At 62.7% G+C, this 21,991-nt stretch carries 27 protein-coding genes; 19 read left to right on the top strand and 8 right to left on the bottom strand.

Features of this window, described 5'->3' with window-relative positions; all coding sequences use genetic code 11:
* The first annotated feature begins 30 nt into the window (after positions 1 to 30).
* Positions 31 to 1,362 carry a dihydroorotase gene (locus tag NKJ20_RS15210; protein ID WP_352745007.1) on the top strand — a complete coding sequence of 444 codons (1,332 nt, stop codon included), beginning with the start codon at positions 31 to 33 and terminating at the stop codon, positions 1,360 to 1,362.
* A 32-nt stretch (positions 1,363 to 1,394) separates the two neighbouring features.
* Here NKJ20_RS15210 and NKJ20_RS15205 read toward each other — a convergent pair whose 3' ends face one another.
* The 4 genes from NKJ20_RS15205 to NKJ20_RS15190 all read right to left on the bottom strand — a co-directional run bounded on the left by NKJ20_RS15205 (position 1,395) and on the right by NKJ20_RS15190 (position 3,762).
* Positions 1,395 to 2,198, bottom strand: coding sequence for a hypothetical protein (locus tag NKJ20_RS15205; RefSeq protein WP_352745005.1), 804 nt, complete (start codon positions 2,196 to 2,198; stop codon positions 1,395 to 1,397).
* 81 nt (positions 2,199 to 2,279) lie between these two features.
* A complete protein-coding gene (locus NKJ20_RS15200; RefSeq protein ID WP_023677749.1) occupies positions 2,280 to 2,537 on the bottom strand; it encodes a hypothetical protein in 258 nt (85 codons plus the stop codon).
* A 373-nt stretch (positions 2,538 to 2,910) separates the two neighbouring features.
* The gene (locus tag NKJ20_RS15195) at positions 2,911 to 3,288 is read right to left on the bottom strand and encodes a TIGR02301 family protein (RefSeq protein ID WP_023677748.1); all 378 of its coding nucleotides are present in this window, start codon (positions 3,286 to 3,288) and stop codon (positions 2,911 to 2,913) included.
* A gap of 48 nt (positions 3,289 to 3,336) precedes the next feature.
* On the bottom strand, positions 3,337 to 3,762 hold the full coding sequence (locus NKJ20_RS15190; protein WP_352745002.1) for an NUDIX hydrolase: 426 nt from the start codon (positions 3,760 to 3,762) through the stop codon (positions 3,337 to 3,339).
* Between the two features lie 123 nt (positions 3,763 to 3,885).
* On the opposite strand from NKJ20_RS15190, the gene NKJ20_RS15185 reads away from it, so the two are divergent.
* Entirely contained in the window at positions 3,886 to 4,647 is a 762-nt protein-coding gene (locus NKJ20_RS15185; RefSeq protein WP_352744999.1) for an SOS response-associated peptidase, read from the top strand.
* A gap of 56 nt (positions 4,648 to 4,703) precedes the next feature.
* On the opposite strand, the gene NKJ20_RS15180 is transcribed toward NKJ20_RS15185, so the two are convergent.
* On the bottom strand, positions 4,704 to 4,853 hold the full coding sequence (locus tag NKJ20_RS15180) for a hypothetical protein (RefSeq protein ID WP_023677745.1): 150 nt from the start codon (positions 4,851 to 4,853) through the stop codon (positions 4,704 to 4,706).
* A gap of 412 nt (positions 4,854 to 5,265) precedes the next feature.
* On the opposite strand from NKJ20_RS15180, the gene cysS reads away from it, so the two are divergent.
* The 9 genes from cysS to rarD all read left to right on the top strand — a co-directional run bounded on the left by cysS (position 5,266) and on the right by rarD (position 12,288).
* Positions 5,266 to 6,735 (top strand): cysteine--tRNA ligase, encoded by a 1,470-nt coding sequence (gene cysS / locus NKJ20_RS15175; RefSeq protein WP_352744996.1) that lies wholly within the window; start codon positions 5,266 to 5,268, stop codon positions 6,733 to 6,735.
* Positions 6,732 to 7,118, top strand: coding sequence for a VOC family protein (locus NKJ20_RS15170; protein WP_352744993.1), 387 nt, complete (start codon positions 6,732 to 6,734; stop codon positions 7,116 to 7,118). The genes cysS and NKJ20_RS15170 overlap by 4 nt, the downstream gene beginning before the upstream one ends.
* Positions 7,119 to 7,124: 6 nt before the next feature.
* Positions 7,125 to 7,616: a GFA family protein gene (locus NKJ20_RS15165; protein WP_023677742.1), complete on the top strand. Its 492-nt coding sequence runs from the start codon at positions 7,125 to 7,127 to the stop codon at positions 7,614 to 7,616.
* Positions 7,613 to 8,089 carry a GFA family protein gene (locus tag NKJ20_RS15160; RefSeq protein WP_352744990.1) on the top strand — a complete coding sequence of 159 codons (477 nt, stop codon included), beginning with the start codon at positions 7,613 to 7,615 and terminating at the stop codon, positions 8,087 to 8,089. Before NKJ20_RS15165 ends, NKJ20_RS15160 begins: the two co-directional genes overlap by 4 nt.
* A complete protein-coding gene (gene pip / locus NKJ20_RS15155; RefSeq protein WP_352744987.1) occupies positions 8,086 to 9,042 on the top strand; it encodes a prolyl aminopeptidase in 957 nt (318 codons plus the stop codon). Before NKJ20_RS15160 ends, pip begins: the two co-directional genes overlap by 4 nt.
* A complete protein-coding gene (cimA, locus tag NKJ20_RS15150) occupies positions 9,039 to 10,661 on the top strand; it encodes a citramalate synthase (protein ID WP_352744984.1) in 1,623 nt (540 codons plus the stop codon). Before pip ends, cimA begins: the two co-directional genes overlap by 4 nt.
* A 3-nt stretch (positions 10,662 to 10,664) precedes the next feature.
* Entirely contained in the window at positions 10,665 to 11,009 is a 345-nt protein-coding gene (locus NKJ20_RS15145) for a hypothetical protein (protein ID WP_352744981.1), read from the top strand.
* Positions 10,984 to 11,205, top strand: coding sequence for a hypothetical protein (locus NKJ20_RS15140; RefSeq protein WP_352744978.1), 222 nt, complete (start codon positions 10,984 to 10,986; stop codon positions 11,203 to 11,205). The genes NKJ20_RS15145 and NKJ20_RS15140 overlap by 26 nt, the downstream gene beginning before the upstream one ends.
* Before the next feature lie 150 nt (positions 11,206 to 11,355).
* Complete coding sequence (gene rarD / locus NKJ20_RS15135) at positions 11,356 to 12,288, top strand: EamA family transporter RarD (protein ID WP_352578948.1); 933 nt, start codon at positions 11,356 to 11,358, stop codon at positions 12,286 to 12,288.
* Between the two features lie 55 nt (positions 12,289 to 12,343).
* On the opposite strand, the gene NKJ20_RS15130 is transcribed toward rarD, so the two are convergent.
* Positions 12,344 to 12,634, bottom strand: a complete 291-nt coding sequence (locus NKJ20_RS15130) for a muconolactone Delta-isomerase family protein (RefSeq protein WP_352448978.1) — start codon at positions 12,632 to 12,634, stop codon at positions 12,344 to 12,346.
* Between the two features lie 100 nt (positions 12,635 to 12,734).
* Here NKJ20_RS15130 and NKJ20_RS15125 point away from each other — a divergent pair, with 100 nt between their 5' ends.
* Positions 12,735 to 13,640 (top strand): LysR family transcriptional regulator, encoded by a 906-nt coding sequence (locus NKJ20_RS15125; protein WP_352744974.1) that lies wholly within the window; start codon positions 12,735 to 12,737, stop codon positions 13,638 to 13,640.
* A 122-nt stretch (positions 13,641 to 13,762) separates the two neighbouring features.
* Here the strand turns inward: NKJ20_RS15125 and NKJ20_RS15120 are convergent, their stop codons facing one another.
* Positions 13,763 to 14,374: an LOG family protein gene (locus tag NKJ20_RS15120; RefSeq protein ID WP_023677735.1), complete on the bottom strand. Its 612-nt coding sequence runs from the start codon at positions 14,372 to 14,374 to the stop codon at positions 13,763 to 13,765.
* 114 nt (positions 14,375 to 14,488) lie between these two features.
* On the opposite strand from NKJ20_RS15120, the gene NKJ20_RS15115 reads away from it, so the two are divergent.
* From NKJ20_RS15115 to NKJ20_RS15100, 4 genes are all read left to right on the top strand, one after another.
* Complete coding sequence (locus NKJ20_RS15115; protein ID WP_352744971.1) at positions 14,489 to 15,994, top strand: LysM peptidoglycan-binding domain-containing protein; 1,506 nt, start codon at positions 14,489 to 14,491, stop codon at positions 15,992 to 15,994.
* Between the two features lie 60 nt (positions 15,995 to 16,054).
* Complete coding sequence (locus NKJ20_RS15110; RefSeq protein WP_023677733.1) at positions 16,055 to 16,429, top strand: ArsR/SmtB family transcription factor; 375 nt, start codon at positions 16,055 to 16,057, stop codon at positions 16,427 to 16,429.
* Between the two features lie 20 nt (positions 16,430 to 16,449).
* Positions 16,450 to 18,336 (top strand): ABCB family ABC transporter ATP-binding protein/permease, encoded by a 1,887-nt coding sequence (locus NKJ20_RS15105; protein WP_023677732.1) that lies wholly within the window; start codon positions 16,450 to 16,452, stop codon positions 18,334 to 18,336.
* Between the two features lie 89 nt (positions 18,337 to 18,425).
* Positions 18,426 to 18,773, top strand: a complete 348-nt coding sequence (locus NKJ20_RS15100) for an antibiotic biosynthesis monooxygenase (protein ID WP_352449213.1) — start codon at positions 18,426 to 18,428, stop codon at positions 18,771 to 18,773.
* 5 nt (positions 18,774 to 18,778) lie between these two features.
* On the opposite strand, the gene NKJ20_RS15095 is transcribed toward NKJ20_RS15100, so the two are convergent.
* Positions 18,779 to 19,645: an SMP-30/gluconolactonase/LRE family protein gene (locus NKJ20_RS15095; RefSeq protein WP_352448974.1), complete on the bottom strand. Its 867-nt coding sequence runs from the start codon at positions 19,643 to 19,645 to the stop codon at positions 18,779 to 18,781.
* A gap of 264 nt (positions 19,646 to 19,909) precedes the next feature.
* On the opposite strand from NKJ20_RS15095, the gene NKJ20_RS15090 reads away from it, so the two are divergent.
* From NKJ20_RS15090 to NKJ20_RS15080, 3 genes are all read left to right on the top strand, one after another.
* Positions 19,910 to 20,608, top strand: coding sequence for a phosphatidylserine decarboxylase (locus NKJ20_RS15090; RefSeq protein WP_023677729.1), 699 nt, complete (start codon positions 19,910 to 19,912; stop codon positions 20,606 to 20,608).
* Between the two features lie 3 nt (positions 20,609 to 20,611).
* Complete coding sequence (locus NKJ20_RS15085) at positions 20,612 to 21,427, top strand: CDP-alcohol phosphatidyltransferase family protein (RefSeq protein ID WP_023677728.1); 816 nt, start codon at positions 20,612 to 20,614, stop codon at positions 21,425 to 21,427.
* A gap of 249 nt (positions 21,428 to 21,676) precedes the next feature.
* The gene (locus tag NKJ20_RS15080; RefSeq protein WP_352448973.1) at positions 21,677 to 21,940 is read left to right on the top strand and encodes a hypothetical protein; all 264 of its coding nucleotides are present in this window, start codon (positions 21,677 to 21,679) and stop codon (positions 21,938 to 21,940) included.
* Positions 21,941 to 21,991 lie beyond the last annotated feature (51 nt).

Here is a 21,991-nt window from a genome sequence, read left to right as displayed (position 1 = left end):
GGCACTTTCCCCGCAAGAGACCGGATCCGTATGGCCCCCATCTACGATCTCATCCTGACAGGCGGCACCGTGGTCAATCACGACGGCCAGGGTTTTCGCGACGTCGGCATCAATGGTGGGCGCATCGCTGCCATCGGCGACCTCCGCCAGGCGTCGGCCGGTGAGACGATCGACTGCCGTGGGCTGCACATCCTGCCGGGCGTCGTCGACAGCCAGGTGCATTTCCGCGAGCCGGGCCTGGAGCACAAGGAAGATCTGGAGACGGGCTCGCGGGCAGCGGTGCTCGGCGGCGTCACCGCCGTCTTCGAGATGCCGAACACCAATCCGCTGACCACCAGTGAGGCAACCCTTGCCGACAAGGTGCGGCGTGCCACCGGCCGCATGCATTGCGACTTTGCCTTCTGGGTTGGCGGGACCCGCGACAATGCAAAAGACGCTGGCGATCTCGAGCGGCTGCCTGGTGCGGCCGGCATAAAAGTTTTCATGGGCTCGTCCACCGGCGACCTGCTGGTCGAGGACGACGAAGGCGTTGCCTCGATCCTGAGGAACACACGCCGCCGCGCCGCCTTTCACTCCGAGGACGAGTTCCGGCTGCGCGAGCGGCTTGGCGAGCGCATCGCGGGCGATCCGTCCTCACATCCGGTGTGGCGCGACGAGATCGCTGCGTTGCGCTGCACCGAGCGCCTTGTGCGAATCGCGCGCCAGGTCCGCGCCCGGATCCATGTGCTGCACATCTCGACCGCCGAGGAGATAGGCTTCCTCGAACAGCACAAGGATGTCGCGACCTGCGAGGCGACGCCGCATCATCTGACGCTGAGCGCCGATGATTATGCGCAGTTGGGCACCCTGATCCAGATGAACCCGCCGGTGCGCGCCACGCGCCATCGCGACGGGGTCTGGTACGGCGTTGCGCAAGGCATCGTTGATGTGCTCGGCTCCGACCATGCGCCGCACACGCTGGCCGAGAAGGCAAAGCCTTATCCGGCGTCGCCGTCCGGCATGACCGGGGTGCAGACGTTGGTGCCGATCATGTTGGATCATGTCAACGCCGGCCGGTTGACGTTGCAGCGCTTTGTCGACCTGACCAGCCACGGCCCGCAGCGTATTTTCGGCATCGCCAGGAAAGGCCGTATTGCCGCCGGCTACGATGCCGATCTGACCATCGTCGATCTGAAGCGCCGCGAGACCATCGCCAACGCCCAGCAAGGCTCCAAGGCCGGCTGGACGCCTTATGACGGCAGGCAGGTGACCGGCTGGCCGGTCGGCACCATCGTGCGCGGCCGGCGCGTGATGTGGGAAGGCGAGATCGTCACGCCGGGCCAGGGTAGGGCGGTGGAGTTTTCCGAGGCGTTGGCGGGCTAAGCTCCTGTCTCCAAGAGACCATGCTTAGCCACTCAATCGCCGGCGACGAAGAACGTCCATTGTCCGGTCGGCGTGATGCCGACGCGGTAGAAAATGTAGGCACCGAACTGCTTCATGTCGTCATAGTCGCTGGCGGTGACGATCTTGAACAGCTCGACCCGTTGTCTGGCGTCGAGCTTGTCCAGCGGCAGGGCGAAGAAATAGGGCCAGACATAGAGATCCTGCGGCGTGCCGGCATCGACATGGACAAAACCGGCACTGAGCACTTCTTCCAGGATGGCGAGGATCTCCTGGCCTTCCGTATCGCCCGAAAGGCCCTTCAGGAAGGCGATCGGGTCGCCCTCCATGTCGCCCAGCGACAATTGGGTCATCGTGTCTCCCGTGCCGATCAGCGGCCGAAGCTTTTCGATGTCGCCGCTTTTGCACGCCTCGACTATCAGATCGTGCATGCGCCTGACCGGTTCCGGCAACTTGGCGAGGTCGTAGACGACTTCGGGCACAGGCGCGTCGGGATCGACATGCGGATTGGCCACGCCGCCATCATTGGCCGGCCCTTTCGGTTCGGTTTGTTCCGGCTCGTCGGATGGCGTCGGCTGGCTGGCCGGTGGTGGCGTCGTGCCGAGCGGGCCGGGCATCGGCACGGTACTTCCGGGCGGCGACATGTCACCGTCGGGTGGCGGCGTGACCGGTGAGGGAAGGTCTTCGCGCTTGATCTCGCTGAGGGCGTGAGCGGGACTGCTCGCAAGAAACAGTGCAGAAGGAATCATGGCGCAGGAAGCGGTGAGCCAAATGCTGAGGACCAGGCCGTGCGGCTTGCCTGATATCGAAAAATTCACCGCCTGCTACTCCCTGGTTCCAGGCCCGTCCATGTGCCCGGACATGATGTCCGGCGGCGCGCCGTCGTCAAAGAACCGGGGTCAGTGCCGCAGTCTTTCGGGCTCGAAGGCCCCGGCAATCACCTTTTCACGCATGCGATCGAGCAGGGCAAGCGCCGAGGTCTCGCCATTGGTGCGCAGCATTTCGCCGAATGCCGTTTCGAGGGCTGCCTCGGCGATGATTTCCGGCTCGATCCCGGCCGACAATCCTTCTGCCCAGGCTTCGCTGTGGCTTTCCACGGCGGTCAGGCGCTTTTCTTCCCTGACCAGCGCGTCGATGTCGTTGACGCCATGTTCCATTGCGATTTCCACCCTTTCAAGCGGTGATCCGTTGGACAGGGATCAAGCTTGAGTTGTCCCTTTTACACGCAGGCGCAGTAAGTATTTGTAAATACGACATTTTTTTGGTCGTCTTCTACAAATTCCGTCGCGTCCAGCAAACCTGCGTCCGATCCGTTTCAAACTTAGCCGATTAGGCCGGCCAAGGGGACGGAAACCTTCAGTTTGAGTTAATTTCACATTCGCGCGCTAACGTTTCGTTAACATAGTTGCAAAAGTGCAACATCAGGTTTGCACCAAGACCTCACCCGAGGCAAGCGGAGAAGTGTCGAACGCGTCCGCCGCCCACAGCGCCGCGGTTGATGCCGGTTTGCCGGAACGGCAGCTGCCGTCGTCAGTTTCCGTAGCGCGAAGCGATGTCGCGAGACAGCGTCTCGCCTTCCTTCATGTAGCGGCTGATGGCTTCCGTGGCCGAGGCGGTGCATTGCGTATAAGTACCGCCGAACGACCGGTAGCCGCGGTTGAAGCTGGCGATGAAGCGGGCGCGCCGCTCCGGGTTCGGATTTTCCGATGCGATCAGTTTTTCCATCTCGGCTCGCCACCGATCGCCCTTCTCGCCACACAGATTACGCAGGAAATGCAGCGAGCCGAGCACTTCCGCCAGCCGCATCAGCCCGGGCTCGAACGGTGCTTCGGCGGCAATCGCCGGGCGCGCACCGACAACCACACTGACGGCGAGGCATGCGGCGAGAAACGAAGACGTGCGGCTCATGAGTCCTTGTGCTGAAACAATTTGTCGCCTGCAAGGCGATTCTCTGGCTCAGGTCTCGCCGTCTTTGTTGGGACCGAGTAGATCGTCGGCAATTTCAAACACCGCATCGGCGAGCGGCATCGCTGTCATTTCGGCCAGCGTATAGAAAGCCGCGGTTTCGGCGTCGTCGCTGGCCACCGCCTCGCCGCCAGCATAATTGGCCCCAAACACCGTCAGCCAGTAGTCGACCGGATGCCCGTCGCCGCTGCCGTCGATGTGGATTTCCCGCAGCGGCCGGTAGCTGCGCGCCTGCAATCCGGTCTCTTCCAGCAATTCGCGCCGTGCTGCCTGTTCCAGCGTCTCGCCGGCTTCGACCTTGCCGCCGGGAAAGGCATGGAGGCCTTGCGAGGGCGGCCTGGCCCGCTTGACCAGCAGCACCGTGTTCTCGCGCACGACGCAGACCGAGACTGCCGGAATGATCTTGCGTGCTTCCATGGGCTTCGGATCGCTCGATTGGCATAGCCCGTTGTGGACCGGCCGTCGGCGAACAGCTTTAGCGGTTGCGAAAGGCGGGTTCCATGGCCACTTTCACATGCCACCAATTCGAGAGCTGAATTCATGTGCGGACGCTTTGCTTTGACGGCCACTCCGGACCAGACCGCCGCCTTTCTCAGCCTGGCGGAACTTGAGGAGTTTCCGGCCCGCTACAACATCGCGCCGACGCAGCCGGTGCTGATGGCGCTCGCCGGATTGCCGCAGGCGCCGGGCTCGAACCTGCCCGACCGCCGCTCGATGCTGGTGCGCTGGGGCTTGATCCCGGCCTGGGTCAAGGATACGCGTAACTTCCCGCTGCTGTTCAACGCGCGTTCTGAGGGGGCTTCGGAAAAGGCGTCGTTTCGCGCTGCCATGCGCCATCGCCGCGCCCTAGTACCGGCTACGGGATTCTACGAATGGCACCAAACCGGTGGCAGAAGAGGGCAGCCCTATTGGGTGCGGCCAAGGCGTGGCGGGCTTGTCGCCTTCGCCGGGCTGATTGAGACCTATGCCGAGCCGGGCGGCTCGGAAATGGACACCGGCGCCATTCTGACCGCCCACGCCAATGCCGACACTGCCCATATCCACGACCGCATGCCGGTGGTGATCCATCCCGAAGATTTCGCGCGCTGGCTGGATTGCCGCACGCTCGAGCCGCGCGACGTGGCCGATCTGCTGAGACCCGCCCAGCCCGATTTCTTCGAAGCGATCCCGATTTCCGACCTCGTCAACAAGGTCGCCAATACCGGGCCGGAGATTCAGGAGAAGGGCGTCGTCGAGCCTGAGCCCGACAAGGTCAAGCGCCAGAAGTCCGGCGCGAACGACAGTCAGATGAGTTTATTTTAGCAAAAGCTACTATTACTGGTTCGCCGTGAGCGCCTCAATCTTTCCCGACGGCATTCTCAGGCAGCGCGCGGCGAAACGATTTTTTGCGCCGGCTTCTTCTTCTTCGCGGTGTGCAGAAGAGCTGCGACGATTGCTGCCGGGCCGATCGCCCGGTAATGGCTGGCGAGCGCCGGTTGCTTGGCGCGGTTGGATTCTTGCTTAGGCATTGTTCTCTTCCCTGGTAACGTCGTCGTGTCTGCGTTTGCTGGCCGAATCCGACCAAATCGTGACGCTTGCTGATCTAGCCGGCGAATGTTTCATCACAGTGCCGACCTGTTTAATAAAATGTTTCAGTGGCTCAATTCCTGTGAGCCAACGATATTTTTGGCGAAGGTAGCGACTTGACGGCAACACCGGGCAAGGCGATAAAGCCGGCCATGAGAACGTCTTTCGCCATTTGTGGCATTTGCATTATTGGCTAGCCTCGCGCTGGTCCTGGACGTTTTCGCCTCATCTCCTCCCAGATTGGACAAACGCCCCGGCCAGCAGGCTGGAGCCGATTCGCGCCTCGGCGTAACCGACTCCATCCAGGCACGATCCCAAAAGGTCATGCCAAAGTAACGCACCGGGAACGCACGTATGTCTGACGCATCGAAGAGCCTGCGCCTCTACAACACGCTAACGCGGAGCAAGGAGGATTTCTTCCCGATCGATCCGCGCAACGTGCGCATGTATGTCTGCGGCCCGACGGTCTACGACTTCGCCCATATCGGCAATGCGCGGCCGGTGATCGTCTTCGACGTGCTGTTCCGTTTGCTGCGCCATCTCTACGGGCAAGCGCACGTCACTTACGTCCGCAACATTACGGATGTCGACGACAAGATCAACGCCCGCGCGCTGCGCGATTTCGGCGGCGAAATTGCATCGGGCAAGCTGTCGCTGAACGAAGCGATCAGGCGGGTCACCGAAAAGACCGCCGGTCAGTTCCACAAGGACGTTGCGGCGCTCGGTTGCCTGGAACCGACGGTCGAGCCGCGCGCCACCGAGTTCGTCGAGCCCAGGCCCGACGGCAAGGTCGACATGATCTTCTTGATTCAACGCTTGATCGAACGCGGCCATGCCTATGTCGCGGCTGGAGAAGTCTTGTTCGACACCGCTTCCATGCCGGATTATGGGCAGTTGTCGAAGCGCAATCTCGATGAGCAGCAGGCCGGCGCCCGCGTCGCCGTCGATGAGCACAAGAAGAAGCCGCAGGATTTCGTGCTGTGGAAATTGTCTTCGCCCGAGGAACCGGGCTGGGACAGCCCGTGGGGCAGGGGTCGGCCCGGTTGGCACATCGAGTGCTCGGCGATGTCGGCCGCCTATCTCGGCGAGGTGTTCGACATCCATGGCGGTGGTATCGACCTGATCTTTCCGCACCACGAGAACGAGATCGCGCAATCGCGTTGCGCCCACGGCACCGAAACGATGGCCAAGATTTGGATGCACAACGGTTTCCTGCAGGTCGAGGGCCAGAAGATGTCCAAGAGCCTGGGCAATTTCTATTCGATCACCGAATTGCTGGAGACGGATACCTTTGGCGGCCGCAAATGGCCGGGCGAGGTGCTCAGGCTGGCGATGCTGATGACGCACTATCGCGAGCCGATCGACTTTTCCGTGCGCAAGCTGGAAGAGGCGGAGAATACGCTGCGCAAATGGAAGCGGGCGGCCGATCTGGCGCCGCCGACGGCAAAGCCGGTGCCGGCGGATGTGATCGAAGCGCTGTCGGATGACCTTGCCACCTATGCCGCATTCCAGTTGCTGACGCAGTTGGCTGGTGATGCTGTTGATTTCAACGCAGGTAGCGGCAACGCAGCCGCCGAAGACAACGATGCTGCCGCTTCACTGAAGGCATCGCTTCTGTTCCTCGGCTTCGACATCGCAACAGCCAAGGTGGATGAAGACGCCATTGCCAAGGCGATCGCCAAACGCCTCGCGCTGATCGCCGCCAAGAACTGGGCCGAGGCCGACCGCATCCGCGACGAGTTGCTGACGCAAGGCATCCAGTTGAAGGACGGCAAGGACCCCGTCACCGGCGAACGCATCACCACCTGGGAGGTAAAAAGATGATCGATCATCTCGGCATCACCGTTTCGGATTTCGACGCGTCGAAGGCTTTTTACGACAGGGCGATAGCGCCGCTCGGCGCCTCGCTGCTTTACATGGTGCCGCAGGAATTTACCGGCGGCGCCAAGGTCGGCGGCTACGGCCGCGACCGGCCGGTGTTTTGGCTGCATGCCGGCAAGGACAAGCCGAAGGATCATCAGCATGTCGCCTTCACCGCTCGCAGCCGCGCCGAGGTCGATGCCTTTCACGCCGCGGCGATTGCCGCCGGCGGCAAGGACAATGGCGGGCCGGGCCTGCGCCCGCACTACCATCCGAACTATTATGGCGCCTTTGTTTTCGATCCCGACGGCAACAATGTCGAGGCGGTTTGCCATGCGCCGGAGTAGTGCGCGATGAGCCTCGACAACAGACCGGTCTATACAGGCGGCTGCCAGTGCGGCGCGGTGCGCTTTCGCGTCGAAGGAGCGCTCGGCGATGCTTCCGTCTGCCATTGCCGCATGTGCCAGAAGGCGAGCGGCAATTTCTACCTGCCGCTGGTCTCGGTGCGCGGCGCAAGGCTGGACTGGACGCGCGGTGAGCCCAAACGCTTCCGCTCGTCCAACGCGGCTTTGCGCGGTTTCTGCGCCGAATGCGGCACGCCGCTGACCTTCGAAGCGCCCGACGGGGTGGCCCTCGCCATCGCCACATTCGACCACCCCGAGGAGATCGCCCCGACCATCCAATGGGGTGTCGAAGCCAAGCTCCCGTACGTGGATCACGTCCACGAATTGCCAGGTGAGGAAACGATGGCCGACGTCTCGTCGGCCTCCTATCTCGCCGATCTCGTCTCCTACCAACATCCCGACCACGACACCGAACAATGGCCGCCGGAGGAAAAATCATGACCGAAACCATTCGTACCGGCGGCTGCCAGTGCGGCGCCGTGCGCTTTCGCATCCACGGGGCGCTCGGCCGCCCGTCCATTTGTCATTGCCGCATGTGCCAGAAACAGTTCGGGTCGTTTTTCGGCGCGCTGGTGACAGTGCCGAGCGACGGGGTCGAATGGGTGCGCGAGGAGCCGAGTTACTTTCAGTCGTCGGTCAACATCGATCGCGGCTTCTGCGCCCGCTGCGGCACACCGCTGACCTACCGCCAGCCCGGCGCGCTGGAGATCGCCATCGGCGCCTTCGACGACCGTTCCGATCTGGCGCCGCAGATCCAGGTTAACTACGCCGCCAGGCTGCCTTGGGTCGAGACGATCTTCGACGCGCCGATCCATGACGACCCGGATTTCTACGCGCGACAGGAATCCATCATCTCCTTCCAGCATCCCGATCACGAGACGGCCAACTGGCCGCAGCAGGGCCTGAAATTATGAGCAGCGAATTCCGTACCCTCTATCCCGAGATCGAGGCTTTCGAGTCCGGCATGCTCGACGTTGGCGATGGCCATCAGGTCTATTGGGAGCGCTCCGGCACCAGAGGGGCCAAGCCGGCTGTCTTCCTGCACGGCGGGCCGGGCGGCACCATTTCGCCAAAGCACCGGCGGCTGTTCGATCCGAAGCTGTACGATGTCATCCTGTTCGACCAGCGCGGCTGCGGAAAATCGACGCCCAATGCCTCGCTTGAAGCCAACACCACCTGGCACCTGGTCGCCGACATCGAGCGCCTGCGAAAAATGTGCGGCTTCGACAAATGGCTGGTGTTCGGCGGTTCGTGGGGTTCGACGCTGGCGCTGGCCTATGCCGAGACCCACCCCGAGCGGGTCAGCGAACTGGTCGTGCGCGGCATCTACACGCTGACCCGCGCCGAACTCGAATGGTACTACCAGTTTGGCGTGTCGGAGATGTTCCCCGACAATTGGGAGCGGTTTCTGGCGCCGATCCCGGAGGCCGAGCGCGGCGACATGATGGCCGCCTACCGCAAACGGCTGGTCGGCAGCGATCCTGTGGCGCAGGTCGAGGCCGCCCGCGCCTGGAGCCTGTGGGAGGGCGAGACGATCACGCTGCTGCCGGAACCGGAAACCAGCGGTCCCTTCGGCCAGGATGATTATGCCCTGGCTTTCGCCCGCATCGAGAACCACTATTTCGTCCATGCCGGCTGGCTGGAAGAGGGACAGCTGCTGCGCGATGCATGGAAGCTTAAGGATATCCCAGGTACCATCGTTCACGGCCGCTACGACATGCCGTGCCCGGCGCGTTACGCCTGGGCGCTGCACAAGGCGTGGCCGAAAGCGGATTTCCGTCTGATCGAAGGCGCCGGCCACGCCTATTCGGAGCCGGGCATCCTCGACAGGCTGATCCGCGCAACGGACATGTTTGCGGGGAAATGACCATGGCTCGCGAGCGCCTTTATCTGTTCGACACCACGCTGCGCGATGGTCAGCAGACGCCGGGTATCGACTTCTCCCTCGAGGACAAGATCGCCATCGCCAAGCTGCTCGACGAGTTCGGCATCGACTACGTCGAGGGCGGCTACCCCGGCGCCAATCCAACCGACACCGCCTTCTTTGCCGAGCGCCGCACGGCCGATGCCAAGTTCGTTGCCTTTGGCATGACCAAACGGGCAGGAGTGTCGATCTCCAACGATCCTGGGCTTGCCGCGCTGGTCCAGTCGAAGTCGGACGCCATCTGCTTCGTCGCCAAGAGTTGGGACTACCATGTCCGCGTCGCGCTCGGCTGCACCAATGAGGAGAACCTCGAGGCGATCAAGGCCTCGGTCGAGGCGGCGCTCACTGCCGGCAAGGAGGCGATGGTCGACTGCGAGCATTTCTTCGACGGCTTCAAGGCCAATCCAGATTATGCGCTGGCCTGCGCCAGGACGGCCTACGATGCCGGCGCGCGCTGGGTGGTGCTGTGCGACACCAATGGCGGCACGCAACCCTCCGAGGTGCGCGCCATCGTCGAAAAGGTGATCGCCGCCGGCATACCGGGCGACCATCTCGGCATCCACGCCCATGACGACACCGGCCAGGCGGTGGCGAATTCGCTTGCCGCCGTGGAGGCCGGCGTGCGCCAGATCCAGGGCACGCTGAACGGAATCGGCGAGCGCTGCGGCAACGCCAACCTGATCTCGATCGTGCCGACATTGGCGTTGAAGCCCGCCTTTTCGGGCCGTTTTGCTACAGGCATTTCGGCAGAGGCGTTGACCGGTATATCGCGCCTGTCCCGCGCCTTCGACGAGTTGCTGAACCGCGCGCCCGAAGCGCAGGCGCCCTATGTCGGCGCCTCCGCTTTCGCCACCAAGGCCGGCATCCATGCCTCGGCGCTGGCCAAGGAGCCGGCGACCTACGAGCATGTGCCGCCAGAGACTGTCGGTAACCGCCGCCGCGTCATGGTTTCGGACCAGGGCGGCAAGGCCAATTTCCTGGCCGAGCTGAAACGGCGTGGCATCGACATGCCCCGGGACGACCATCGCCTCGACGCGCTGATCGCCGTGGTCAAGGAGCGCGAGGCCGAGGGCTATGCCTACGAAGGTGCCGACGCCAGCTTTGAGCTTTTGGCGCGCAAGATGCTGCACGGCCTGCCGGAATTCTTCCGCGTCACTTCGTTCCGCTGCATGGTCGAGCGCCGGTTTGACGCCAACGGCCAGCTGAAGACGGTCTCGGAGGCGATCGTGAAAGTGCTGGTGGAGGGCGAGGAGAAGATGTCGGTGGCCGAAGGCCACGGCCCGGTCAACGCGCTCGACATTGCGCTGCGCAAGGATCTCGGCAAATTCCAGAGCGAGATCGCCGATCTCGAGCTGGCCGACTTCAAGGTGCGTATCCTCAACGGCGGCACCGAGGCGATCACCCGCGTGCTGATTGAATCGCATGACGGCACCGGTGCGCGCTGGTGGACGGTCGGCGTCTCCGAAAACATCATCGATGCTTCCTTCCAGGCGCTGATGGATTCGATCGTCTATAAGCTGATGAAGAACCGCGACATGGCGGGCCTGGCGGCGGCGGAGTAAGAAATGGGCTTTTCGATAAGCTGGCTGGGCTTTCGCGGTTACGGGATAAAGGAAGCTGCGGCGTTGTTCGGGCGCCAGATTGGCGATCCATCGGAGATTTTCGAAGCGCCTGTGAACGCCTATGCCAGCGAAAAGAACTGGGCGATCATCATCCTCGATCCCTGCAGCTTTCCGAACCCGCCTCAGCAATATCTGGCCGCGATTTCGCAAGAGCGGGAAATCGTGATCGCGCACATAGAAGAGCATGTAATGTTCGCGCGCGCCGAGCTCTGGCGCGACGGAAGGAACATCTGGAAAGTCTGGCACAGCGGCGACAAAGACCGTGCGGGACTTGCATGTCACGGGTGATCTCCCCGCGTCTTTCGAAGCGCTGAAGCAACAGTGTTTTTCAAAGCAGGATGAAGAAGATAGCAAAGGTACAGACGTCGATCTTGTTTTTGATCTTCCCCTCGATCTTGCGGCGGAACTGACGGGCTTTAGGCACGATGAAGGTTCGCCCGACAACGTCTTTTTCGAACTCAAGGAGAAGCCTGCTCCGCCTTGAGACTGTGTCGTGCCGGGCCTGCAATCACTCTCGCAGACAGCGGCAATTGTTCGACGTTTAGCGGTCGTGTTGAACCATCAGCAAGACTCCATTGATCCATCAGCAATTTGCGATGGTTTTGGGCAAGCCGCTGGCGCATAGCCTTGGGCCATGGCTACCCAAGCACTTCACATCGAGGCCGACACCAAAGCTCGTCGCGGCTTCCTGCTGGCGCTCGGCGCCTACCTGCTTTGGGGGCTGCTGCCCTTCTACATGAAGGCTGTCGCGCATCTGCCGCTGGCCGAAGTTATCGCCCACCGCATCGTCTGGTCGGTGCCGATCGCGGCCGCTGTCCTGGTCTGGGCCGGTCGCACTGCCGATTTCAAAGCGGCAGTTCGTTCGCCGCGCATCATTTCGATGGCGGTGCTGACGGCGGCGCTGATCTCGGTCAACTGGGGCATCTATGTCTGGGCGATCGCGGTCGACCGCACCATCGAGACCGCGCTCGGCTATTACATCAACCCGCTGGTCAGCGTCGTTGTCGGCGCGCTGCTCCTCGGCGAGCGGCTCGACCGCCTGCAGATCGCGGCGGTGGTGCTGGCGGCAATCGCGGTCGCGGTGCTGACCATCGACGCCGGCAAACTGCCCTGGGTGTCGCTGGTGCTGGCCTTTTCCTTTGCCGCCTATGGCTTCTTCCGCAAGACGCTGCCAATCGGCCCGAGCCAGGGCTTCCTGCTTGAAGTGCTGCTGCTGTCGGTGCCGGCACTCGGCTACATCATCTTCCTGATCGCCACAGGACAGGATCATTTCGTCTCCAGCTCGCTGAACGACACCGCCTTGCTGATCGGCTGCGGTCCGGTCACCGCCGTGCCGCTGCTGTTGTTTGCGTTCGGCGCCAGGCTGCTGCGCCTCTCCACCATCGGCATCATGCAATATATCGCGCCGACGATCGTCTTTTTGATCGCGGTGCTGATTTTCGGCGAACCCTTCGGCAGTGTTCAGGCCATAGCCTTCGGGCTGATCTGGGCGGCACTGGCGATGTACTCCTGGTCGATGTTTTCTTCGGCGCGCAAGACCGTTTCCGCATCAGCTCGAGCCGCGTAACGAAGAAAGGCGGCTGGCCGGTCTTAATGCCGGCAGCCGCGTCTTTCACGAGCGCTCAGCGCTTCGGCCCGAAGCCGGGATATGGCTGCAGCGGCACGACGGCGGCAATATCCATCATGCCGGCCTTGACCAGCGGTAAAGTTGCAAGATGGTGGCGCACATCGGCATCGCTGCCGGCTTCGAACATCATGCCGCTGCCGGGAATGTCGCCTCGATTCCACACCTGACGCACGGCGCCTTCGGCATAGAGCGTGCGGCGCTGCTCGGCCTCGCCAGGCAGCAGCGGCGCGAAATCGGCGTCGGTGAACTTTTCGGTGTTGCGCGCAAGAAGGGCAAAGAACTGCATCGGAATCTCCTGATGTTGGCCGTTGGAATGGCGGAAATATTCGCTTCTGCTGGCCAGACAGTCCAAGACTGATTAGGCTAAATTTGAGACCTCACGGGACTTGAGCATCGAAGCAACAATGTTCGACCTGCGCCAGCTCCGCTATTTCATCACGGTGGCCGAAACCGGCAACGTCGGGCGTGCCGCCGAATTGCTGCACATCTCGCAGTCGCCGCTCAGCCGTCAGATCATTCAGCTGGAGGAGCAGCTGGGCGTCGCACTGTTCGAGAGGGCGAGGCAGCGTGTTCATCTCAATGCCGAGGGCCGCGCTTTTCTTGCCGAGGCGCGTGCGCTGCTGGCCCATGCAAGACGGCTGGAGGAGCTCGGCCGCAATCTCGCCAGCGGTACGGTCGGCCGTCTCGCCATCGGTTATGTGGAAGGTGCGGTCCATGCCGGGCTTGTCGCTCGGATGCTGCGCCAGTTTCACCGCGACCGGCCCGAATTTCATCTTCAACTGAAGGGTCAGCGTTCCGCCGCCCAGATCGAAGCGCTGCGCGAACGATCGCTCGATCTGGGCCTTGTCTACACGCCTCCTTCTGCCGATGATCCCGACATCGTCGCCATGCTCATCATGCGCGAGCCGCTGGTTCTGGCGATGCCGGAAGGCGATCCATTGGCAGAAATCGCGGAGATACTGCCGCAGCAACTGGACGGCCGTACCTGGATCACGGTGGTGCGCCAGCCTGACGACACCAACCGCAGCCAATTTCTCGCCGCCTGTGCGAAGGCCGGTTTCCTGCCCGACATAGCCTATGAGACGACCGATCCGTTGACGTCGTTGGGCTTGGTCAGCGCCGGGCTTGGGCTGGCGACGGTGCAGGCCAGCCTGCGGAGTGCCGCGCCGCCTCAGATCGTGTTTCGCGATCTGCCGTGGTTCGAACGCACCGTCTCGATCCATCTCGCCTGGCGGCGTCAGGACAAGCGTGCGGTCATCGGAGACTTGAGGAAGGCAGTAGGGAAGGAGTGAATAGTGAATAGACAGGCGCCGGTTTGGAAAGTCTTCTACTTCACCATTCACCATTCACCATTCACCATTCACCATTCACCATTCACCATTCACCATTCACCATTCACCATTCACCATTCACTCTACATCTTATCAATCACCGACTGCACGCCCTCCGTCGGTGCATCGACGGAGGATCCCGCCACCATGATAGCGGCGACGATTGCTTCCGGATCCTCGACCACCAGCGGCTTGACACGTTGCGCTGTGTGGATGAAGCCCTCCGTTGCCATGTGGTCGAGCAACGCCAGCATCGGATCCCAGAACCCGCCGACGTTGCCGAAGACGATCGGCTTGCGGTGATGGCCGAGCTGTGCCCAAGTCATGATCTCGACGATCTCCTCGACGGTGCCGATGCCGCCGGGCAACGCCACAAAGGCGTCGGATTTCTCAAACATCCTGTGCTTGCGCTGGTGCATGTTGTCGGTGATGACGAGCTCGTCGAGCCGGTTAAGCGCGGTTTCGGTCGCCTCCCGGTTGATCAGAAAACGTGGAATTATGCCGGTTACCTTGCCACCGGCCTTTAATGCCCCTTCAGCGACGGCACCCATGATCCCTTTAGTGCCGCCGCCATAAATCAGACGCAGGCCGGACTTGGCGATCGAGCGGCCAAGCAGGTGTCCGGCCTTGATATAGGTCTCATCTCGGCCGGGGGACGAGCCGCAATAGACGCAGACAGATCGAATCGTGTTCATGTTATGATTGGTGATAGGGACTATTGGCATGGTCAAGCCCTGGGGCGGGCTTTTTCTTGTCGGCTTTGGTAAAACAGGCTAGACCGAAATTAGGTGGCTAAGGGGCAGGGAAACATGGCAATTAATCCATTGAAGGCGTTTTTGTTCGCGGCTGGCGGCTCTGTCGCCGCGGCGGGAACCGCCTATGTATCGGGCGCGCTCGACCCGTATCTCAATTCTACCCGGCCTGCGGAGGTCGCGGCGCTGACGCCGCCGGCTTCGAAACCGGCTGCTCCGGCGACCGAGGGCCGGCTGCCGCCTGCGCCCGCCGCGTCCACCGATGCGGCAGCGCCCGCCGCGCCGGCCGCAGCAGGTGCAATCGTGCCGACCTTCGACATCGTGCGCGTCGAAAGCAACGGCTCGATCGTCATCGCCGGCAATGCGGCGCCCAACGCCAAGGTCGAGATTCTCAACGGTTCGGCTGTGCTCGGCTCGACGGTCGCCGGTCCCGACGGCGCCTTTGCCATTATTCTCGACGATCCGCTGAAGCCCGGCGACTATACGATCACGCTGCGCTCTACAGCTGGCAATGTCGTGACCGCCTCGGCGCAGACCGCCGTCGTTTCGATCCCCCAGAATTCCACCGGCCAGGTGCTGGCAATGGTCGAGGAGCCGGGCAAGCCGTCCGAACTGCTCACTGTTCCGGCCCCTCAGGCGAAATCTGACGCGTCGCCGCCTGTCGGCGAACAGGCGGCCGTTCAGCCACCCGCCACGGGCACCGAATTGCCGGCTGCCGCAGCGCCGGCGCCAGCCGCCCCGGCGGCTGATGTTCCAGCAGCGTCTGCTCCTGCCGCGCCGGCCGCTGTTGAAGCCGCGCCGGCTCCGGCAGCGCCCGCCACACCGGCAGCGCCCGCTACTTCCGCGGCGGAGCCGAAGATCGTCGTCGAAGCTGTCGAAATCGACGGCAACAAGATTTTCGTTGCCGGCGTCGCCGATCCCGGCCGCAAGGTGCGTGCGTATGCCAACGATATCCTGCTCGGTGACGCGAAGACCTCGCCCGACCGCCACTTCCTGGTCGAAGCGACACGCGACATCCCGGTCGGCACCTACACCATCCACGTTGATGCGCTCGATGCCGACGGCGTGACGGTGGTTGCCCGTGCGGCTGTGCCGTTCGAGCGCGAGCCTGGTGAGGCGGTTGCGGCCGTGGCGCCGGCCGAGCAGAAGCCTGCCGGGATAAAACCAGCCGAGCCGAATGCTCCGGCGACCGAAGGCGCACCGGCAACGGCCACCGAAACGCCCGCAACTGCCCCCACTCCTGCAACCGAGGCCCCAGCCGAAATGGCTGTCGCAACGCCTCCGGGCGAAACGCCCGAGACCGTGGCGCCAAAGCTCGAACATGCCGATGGCGCAGTCATCATCCGCCGCCATGACACGCTGTGGCGGATTTCGCGGCGGGTCTATGGCCAAGGCATGCGCTACTCGACCATCTATCTCGCCAACCAGGACCAGATCAGCAATCCGAACCGAATCTGGCCGGGGCAGGTGTTCAAGGTGCCGGAGAAATCGAAGGAAGGCGAGCCCGCCGATCTCAAGGCAATGGGCGACCAGATGACGACGGCGCCAGTCAAGTCCGAGTAGCCGTTCTGCCCATCAGGATAGCTTGCGGCAGGGCCAGTCATCGTTTATCGCCGATGGACGATGACCGAATCCCCCCTCGTAACGGACCGAAGCCGCGCGGCAGATGAACGCGCGCCGGCCAACTGCACGCCGGCCAACTGCACGCCGGATAGCCGCGCTGTCGCTGTCCGGCTCGCGGCCCTTTCGCATCCAGCGCGGATCGAAATTCTCAAACACCTTTCCGCAAGCCGTTCCTGCTGCTGTCGCGAGGTCGTCGAGCATCTCGACCTGGCGCAGTCCACCGTTTCCCAGCATTTGAAGATCCTGGTCGAGGCCGGGCTGATCCGCTTCGAGCCTGACCGCCAGCGCTCGCGCTATGAACTCGACCGCGCCGCGCTCGCCGATGTTTCGGCATCGCTGGCCGCGCTGGTCGATTCCTGCTGCTCCGGCCGCTAAAATCATAAAGGTAAACAAGAATGGCCGAGAAAACCGTTTCCGCAGATTCCGGCTCGACCTTCAGAACGTTGCGCAATCTCTGGCCCTATATGTGGCCGGCCGACCGCGCCGACCTGAGGGCGCGCGTGGTGTGGGCAACCGTACTGCTGGTTGTCGCCAAGCTGACCCTGGTGGCCGGACCCTATTTCTTCAAATGGGCGACCGACGCACTGGCCGGCGATAGCAAATCGCCGCCGCCGCTGCCGGCCCTGCTGCTGGCGCCGGTCATGCTGGTCGTCGCCTACAATGCCGTGCGGCTGGTGCAGCTCGGCTTCAACCAGTTACGCGACGCCCTGTTTGCACGGGTCGGCCAGCATGCGGTGCGCCGGCTCGCCTTCCGCACCTTCGTGCACATGCACGAACTGTCGCTGCGCTTCCACCTCGAACGGCGCACCGGCGGACTGTCGCGCGTCATCGAGCGCGGCACCAAGGGCATCGAGACGATCGTCCGCTTCACCATGCTGGCGACGGCGCCGACAATCGTCGAATTCGCGCTCACCGCCGGCATCTTCGCCGTCACCTATGGCTGGCTATACGTCTTGGTGATCGCGGTCACGGTCTGGCTCTATGTCTGGTTCACCGTCAGGGCGAGCGATTGGCGTATTTCGATCCGCCGTGAGATGAACGAAAGCGACAATGAAGCCAGCACGAAGGCGATCGACTCGCTGCTCAACTACGAAACAGTCAAATATTTCAATAACGAAGCCATGGAGGCCGAGCGGTTCGACCGGTCCACGGCGCGCTACGAGTTGGCGGCGACCAGGACCTGGACCTCGCTTGGCTGGCTGAACTTCGGCCAGGGTGTGATCTTCGGTATCGGCATGACCGTCGTCATGGTGATGTCGGCGCTCGAGGTGAAGGCGGGCACACAAAGCGTCGGCGATTTCGTCTTCGTCAACGCCATGCTCATGCAGCTTTCGGTGCCGCTGAATTTCATCGGCATGATCTACCGCGAAATTCGCCAGGGCCTGACCGACATCGAAAACATGTTCGATCTGCTCGACGTCAAGCGTGAGATCGTTGATCGGCCGGGCGCCAAGCCGCTGGTCGTCGATGCCGGCAGGGTCGAGTTCCGCGACGTACATTTTTCCTACGACCCGAACCGCAAGATCCTGAAGGGCATCAGCTTCGAGGTGCCAGCCGGCAAGACGGTGGCCATCGTCGGCCCCTCCGGAGCCGGCAAGTCGACCATTTCGCGGCTTTTGTTTCGCTTCTACGACATCCAGCGCGGCAAGATTCTGATCGACGGCCAGGACATTCGCGACGTGACGCAGGAGAGCTTGCGCGCCGCCATCGGCATGGTGCCGCAGGACACGGTGCTGTTCAACGACACCATCGCCTACAACATCCGCTACGGCCGCGTCGGCGCCAGCGAGGAGGATGTGCGCAAGGCGGCAGAACTGGCCCAGATCGGACCGTTCATCGAGCGGCTGCCCGACGGCTATCGCTCAATGGTCGGCGAGCGCGGATTAAAACTGTCCGGCGGCGAGAAGCAGCGGGTGGCGATTGCCCGCACCATTTTGAAGGCACCGCCGATCCTGATGCTCGACGAGGCGACCTCGGCACTGGACAGCCACACCGAGCAGGAGATCCAGGCGGCACTCGACCTGGTCAGCCAGGGCCGCACCACCCTCGTCATCGCCCATCGGCTGTCCACAGTGATTTCGGCCGACGAGATCATCGTCCTGCAGGATGGCCAGATCGCCGAGCGCGGCACCCATGTCGCCTTGATAGCCAAGCGCGGCCTTTATGCATCGATGTGGGACCGCCAGCGCGAGGCAAGCGAGGCCGAGGAGCGGCTGCGCATTGCCCGCGAAAGCGACGAGTTCGGCGTCGTCGTCCGCCGCCGCACCTCGGAGGTGAGCTGAAAATTCGTGCTTGACCTCAACTTAAGTTGAGATCGTAGGCCGTTTTGGATCGCAGCAAGATGCGTCGTTCAAAAACGGAGACAATCGATATGAATGGGATAAATCAGGCAGTTAGTGGCGGCAGTGTATTCCGGGTGGACAAGTTTGTCGTTCCGGCCAACGCCCGCGAGGAGATTCTTGCCAAGGTCCGGATGACGCATGATTTGCTGCGCCAGCAGCAAGGGTTCGTCCAGGATTTCCTGCTCGAGCAATTCTCGGGGCCGGGCGAGTTCAACCTCGTGACTATTGTCGAATGGGAAGGGCAGGCCGCCGTCGACAAGGTCGTGCCGATCATCAAGGCTGCGCATGAGCGCATCGGCTTCAATCCTCAGGAGACCATTTCGCGACTTGGCGTCAAGGCCGATATTGCCAACTATCAGCGGATTCCCGGGATGTAAGCTCTCTACGGCCAGCCGGCGCCCGGCGCAGTAGCGTCGACGCTGAGCACTTGGCCGGTACGGGCATCGCTGATCATATGTTCGAAGCCGCGCCATTCGGCTGCGACGATGAACAGCGTTTTTCCCTCGCTGCCGCCGAGCATGCAGGCAAAGCAGCCGCGGTCGACATCGACACTTTCGAGCATCGCGCCGCCCTCGCGCACCCGCACGCAATGCCGGTTCGGAACGTCGGCATACCAGGCCGCACCTTCGGCATCGAGGCAGATGCCATCGGGAAAACCGTTGCCGAGATCGGCCCAGACCCTGCGGTTGGAAAGGCCACCATCGGCAGCGATGTCGAAGGCGGTCAGCCGGTTGGCGTGGGACTCGGCAACGATCAGCGTCTTGTTGTCAGGCGTCACCGCCATGCCATTGGCGAAGGCGAGGTTCTCAGCCACCTGCTGAACCGAGCCGTCAGGCGCGACCAGCACGATGGCGCCGGGGCCGAAATGCTGGCCGGGACCCGGAGCAGGCCCACCACCATTGACATAGATGTTGCCGCGTCCATCGACGACGATCTCGTTCCACGGGCTCTTCGACAGGTGTCTCAGATCGGCATGGGTGACCAGCCTCCCGTCTGCCTCCTGCCTGAGGATCAGCCCTTCGCAGCCGGAGACGACAAGCAGGCGCCCGTCCGGCAGCCAGTCAATGGAATAGGGCAGGATGGCCGGCACGGTGAGCGCGATCTCGCTGTTGCCTAGGGCGTCAACGGCGATGATCTGGCCTGTGCCCCAGTTGCAGAACCACAGCCGGCCATCGTGCCAGCGCGGTGACTCGCCGAAGGCCAAGCCGTTCATCACCACTTGCACTTGCCTAGCTGCTGATTTCTGCATGGGCCGAGAACCTCCGGGTTTGCGCAAATCGTCATGGCCGAAAGGCCGATGAGAGGCGCTGTCTTGCCAAGGACGGGCGAGAGTGCTGCGTTCCGACAATCGCAATGAACATTTCCGGTTGATCGCTTCGGCAGTCCGGATGCTGCTAACGGCATCCTGAAACGGCGGCGACCGCCACCCCACGAGCGCTCTCATTGTCGCGTTGCGACCGCGGGGTGTTTCCGCTATTGAGGCCGGACTTGGAACCAAGGTTGCCCTCATCCCATGAGCCTCGTTGACACGATCAAGAATGCGTTCGTTCCGATCCATCGCGAGGGTTATCCCTTTATCGCTGCATTCGGCGCGGCGACGCTCTTTCTTGGCTACTTCTCCTCGACCCTGTTCTGGATCGGTCTCATCCTGACGGCCTGGTGCGCCTATTTCTTCCGCGATCCCGAGCGTGTCACGCCGATCGACGACCGGTTGGTTGTCAGCCCGGCCGACGGCATCGTTTCGGCGGTTGGCCCGGCCGTGCCGCCGCGCGAGCTTGGCCTCGGCGGCGGCGAAATGACCCGCATCTCGGTATTCATGAACGTCTTTTCCTGCCACGTTAACCGCTCTCCGGTGCGTGGCCGCATTTCCAGGATCGAGCATCGGCCAGGAAAATTCCTCAATGCCGAACTCGACAAGGCAAGCACCGAGAACGAGCGCAACGGGCTGGTCATCGAAAGCCCCAATGGAACGGTCGCCGCGGTGCAGATCGCCGGCCTGGTGGCGCGGCGCATCGTCTGCTGGGCCGAGCCCGGCGGCGCCATCGGCACCGGCGAGCGTTTCGGGCTGATCCGCTTCGGCTCGCGCGTCGATGTATTCCTGCCCTCGACCGCGACGCCGCGTGTCGCCGTCGGCCAGACCGCGGTTGGCGGTGAGACGGTGCTGGCGGAATTCGGCGGCGTTGCCGCAACGCCGCTCGTGCGGATCTCCTGACCGGTGGCGCCGCCGTTCAAGAAATTCGAGGCGCATGGCGGCGGTGGCCCGCGCATTCGCGAAATCCCGATGCGCATGGTGCTGCCCAATCTGGTCACGGTGCTCGCCATCTGCGCCGGACTGTCCGGTATTCGCTTCGGCTTCGAGGGCCGCTTCGAGCCAGCGGTGGTGATGGTGCTGCTCGCGGCCTTCCTCGATGGTATCGACGGCCGTCTGGCGCGAATGCTGAAGGCGACTTCCAAATTCGGCGCCCAGATGGATTCGCTGGCCGATATCGTCAATTTCGGCGTGGCACCGGCGCTCGTGCTCTATGCCTTTCTGCTCGACAGGGCAGGTTCGCCGGGCTGGATCGCCGCGCTGCTGTTCACAATCGCCTGTGGGATGAGGCTTGCCCGTTTCAACGTGCTCGACGAAGAGCTCGACCGTCCGCAGTGGCAGACCGAATATTTCGTCGGCGTGCCGGCGCCGGCGGGTGCGGTGCTTGTGATGCTGCCGCTCTATCTGTTCTTCCTCAGGCTTGGGCTTGAACCCAGCCGCCTGGCAGCCTTCATTGCCACCGGCTTTACAATATTGGTGGCGTTCCTGCTGGTCAGCAGACTGCCCGTCTATTCCGGCAAGAGCGTCAGGATACCGGGCGACAGGGTGCTGCCGATCATCCTCGCAGTCGTCCTCTACGTCCTGCTTTTGATGACCTATCCCTGGTATACACTGACGGCCTCGGTTGCCGGCTATCTGGTCTTCTTGCCGTTCAGCGTGCGGGCCTATTCGAGACGCGCCAAGCGCGAAGGCGAGAAGGTGCCGTCCTCGGATATTGGCTGACGGATTTGGTGCCAGTTCGCGTTGCGCCTGGCAGTGCACGATTCCGAAAAGCGTCGTCCGTTTAGAATCAGGACCGGCTCACACAGCGCGCGGCGCTGTGGAACGCACCTCAAAAACCCCGTTTTCGGAACTTGCTGGGCGGCTAGACCGTTTGTGTTGGTAGGTCCGCTTGAGCGGCTGCTTGTGATACGTCGTCAACGTAGCGCAAGCTGCCGCATCGGGCGCAGAACCATCGGAAAACGAGGAGAAATGGCTGTCATCCTCATCGGCGCGTTACTGACTGTCACCGGCCTCGTCTATATGGCGGTTGCGGCCATCATGCGCGGGCGGCTTAGTGAGCCGGCCGCTGTCTCCACCGCGCCGGATAGTCCGACGCCTAATCTCGCAACACCAGGTCCGACCCTGGAGCCGCGGCGGCGCGGGCTCCGTTTTCTCGGCCTGTCGCAGAACTGGCCGGGCCTGCTGATGATGGGCGTCGGCGCCATTCTGCTGTTGTCGGTGGTGGTCTTCTAATGCATTCGCGCAAAAGTGTGCAGCGGTTTTGCGATAACGGCATGCATAAAA

Origin of the sequence: Mesorhizobium sp. M0185 (assembly GCF_040322175.1) — a bacterium.
GTDB lineage: Bacteria > Pseudomonadota > Alphaproteobacteria > Rhizobiales > Rhizobiaceae > Mesorhizobium.
The sequence above is the reverse complement of the archived record's forward strand: the minus strand, read 5'-3'. Positions and strand labels throughout refer to the sequence as shown.

Excerpts from the sequence above, each read along its gene's own strand:
- NKJ20_RS15210 (WP_352745007.1), top strand. The coding sequence starts at position 31 with ATGGCCCCCATCTACGATCTCATCCTGACAGGCGGCACCGTGGTCAAT.
- NKJ20_RS15200 (WP_023677749.1), bottom strand. The coding sequence starts at position 2,537 with ATGGAACATGGCGTCAACGACATCGACGCGCTGGTCAGGGAAGAAAAG.
- NKJ20_RS15195 (WP_023677748.1), bottom strand. The coding sequence starts at position 3,288 with ATGAGCCGCACGTCTTCGTTTCTCGCCGCATGCCTCGCCGTCAGTGTG.
- NKJ20_RS15190 (WP_352745002.1), bottom strand. The coding sequence starts at position 3,762 with ATGGAAGCACGCAAGATCATTCCGGCAGTCTCGGTCTGCGTCGTGCGC.
- NKJ20_RS15185 (WP_352744999.1), top strand. The coding sequence starts at position 3,886 with ATGTGCGGACGCTTTGCTTTGACGGCCACTCCGGACCAGACCGCCGCC.
- NKJ20_RS15180 (WP_023677745.1), bottom strand. The coding sequence starts at position 4,853 with ATGCCTAAGCAAGAATCCAACCGCGCCAAGCAACCGGCGCTCGCCAGC.
- cysS (WP_352744996.1), top strand. The coding sequence starts at position 5,266 with ATGTCTGACGCATCGAAGAGCCTGCGCCTCTACAACACGCTAACGCGG.
- NKJ20_RS15170 (WP_352744993.1), top strand. The coding sequence starts at position 6,732 with ATGATCGATCATCTCGGCATCACCGTTTCGGATTTCGACGCGTCGAAG.
- NKJ20_RS15165 (WP_023677742.1), top strand. The coding sequence starts at position 7,125 with ATGAGCCTCGACAACAGACCGGTCTATACAGGCGGCTGCCAGTGCGGC.
- NKJ20_RS15160 (WP_352744990.1), top strand. The coding sequence starts at position 7,613 with ATGACCGAAACCATTCGTACCGGCGGCTGCCAGTGCGGCGCCGTGCGC.
- pip (WP_352744987.1), top strand. The coding sequence starts at position 8,086 with ATGAGCAGCGAATTCCGTACCCTCTATCCCGAGATCGAGGCTTTCGAG.
- cimA (WP_352744984.1), top strand. The coding sequence starts at position 9,039 with ATGACCATGGCTCGCGAGCGCCTTTATCTGTTCGACACCACGCTGCGC.
- NKJ20_RS15145 (WP_352744981.1), top strand. The coding sequence starts at position 10,665 with ATGGGCTTTTCGATAAGCTGGCTGGGCTTTCGCGGTTACGGGATAAAG.
- rarD (WP_352578948.1), top strand. The coding sequence starts at position 11,356 with ATGGCTACCCAAGCACTTCACATCGAGGCCGACACCAAAGCTCGTCGC.
- NKJ20_RS15130 (WP_352448978.1), bottom strand. The coding sequence starts at position 12,634 with ATGCAGTTCTTTGCCCTTCTTGCGCGCAACACCGAAAAGTTCACCGAC.
- NKJ20_RS15120 (WP_023677735.1), bottom strand. The coding sequence starts at position 14,374 with ATGAACACGATTCGATCTGTCTGCGTCTATTGCGGCTCGTCCCCCGGC.
- NKJ20_RS15115 (WP_352744971.1), top strand. The coding sequence starts at position 14,489 with ATGGCAATTAATCCATTGAAGGCGTTTTTGTTCGCGGCTGGCGGCTCT.
- NKJ20_RS15110 (WP_023677733.1), top strand. The coding sequence starts at position 16,055 with ATGACCGAATCCCCCCTCGTAACGGACCGAAGCCGCGCGGCAGATGAA.
- NKJ20_RS15105 (WP_023677732.1), top strand. The coding sequence starts at position 16,450 with ATGGCCGAGAAAACCGTTTCCGCAGATTCCGGCTCGACCTTCAGAACG.
- NKJ20_RS15100 (WP_352449213.1), top strand. The coding sequence starts at position 18,426 with ATGAATGGGATAAATCAGGCAGTTAGTGGCGGCAGTGTATTCCGGGTG.
- NKJ20_RS15095 (WP_352448974.1), bottom strand. The coding sequence starts at position 19,645 with ATGCAGAAATCAGCAGCTAGGCAAGTGCAAGTGGTGATGAACGGCTTG.
- NKJ20_RS15090 (WP_023677729.1), top strand. The coding sequence starts at position 19,910 with ATGAGCCTCGTTGACACGATCAAGAATGCGTTCGTTCCGATCCATCGC.
- NKJ20_RS15080 (WP_352448973.1), top strand. The coding sequence starts at position 21,677 with ATGGCTGTCATCCTCATCGGCGCGTTACTGACTGTCACCGGCCTCGTC.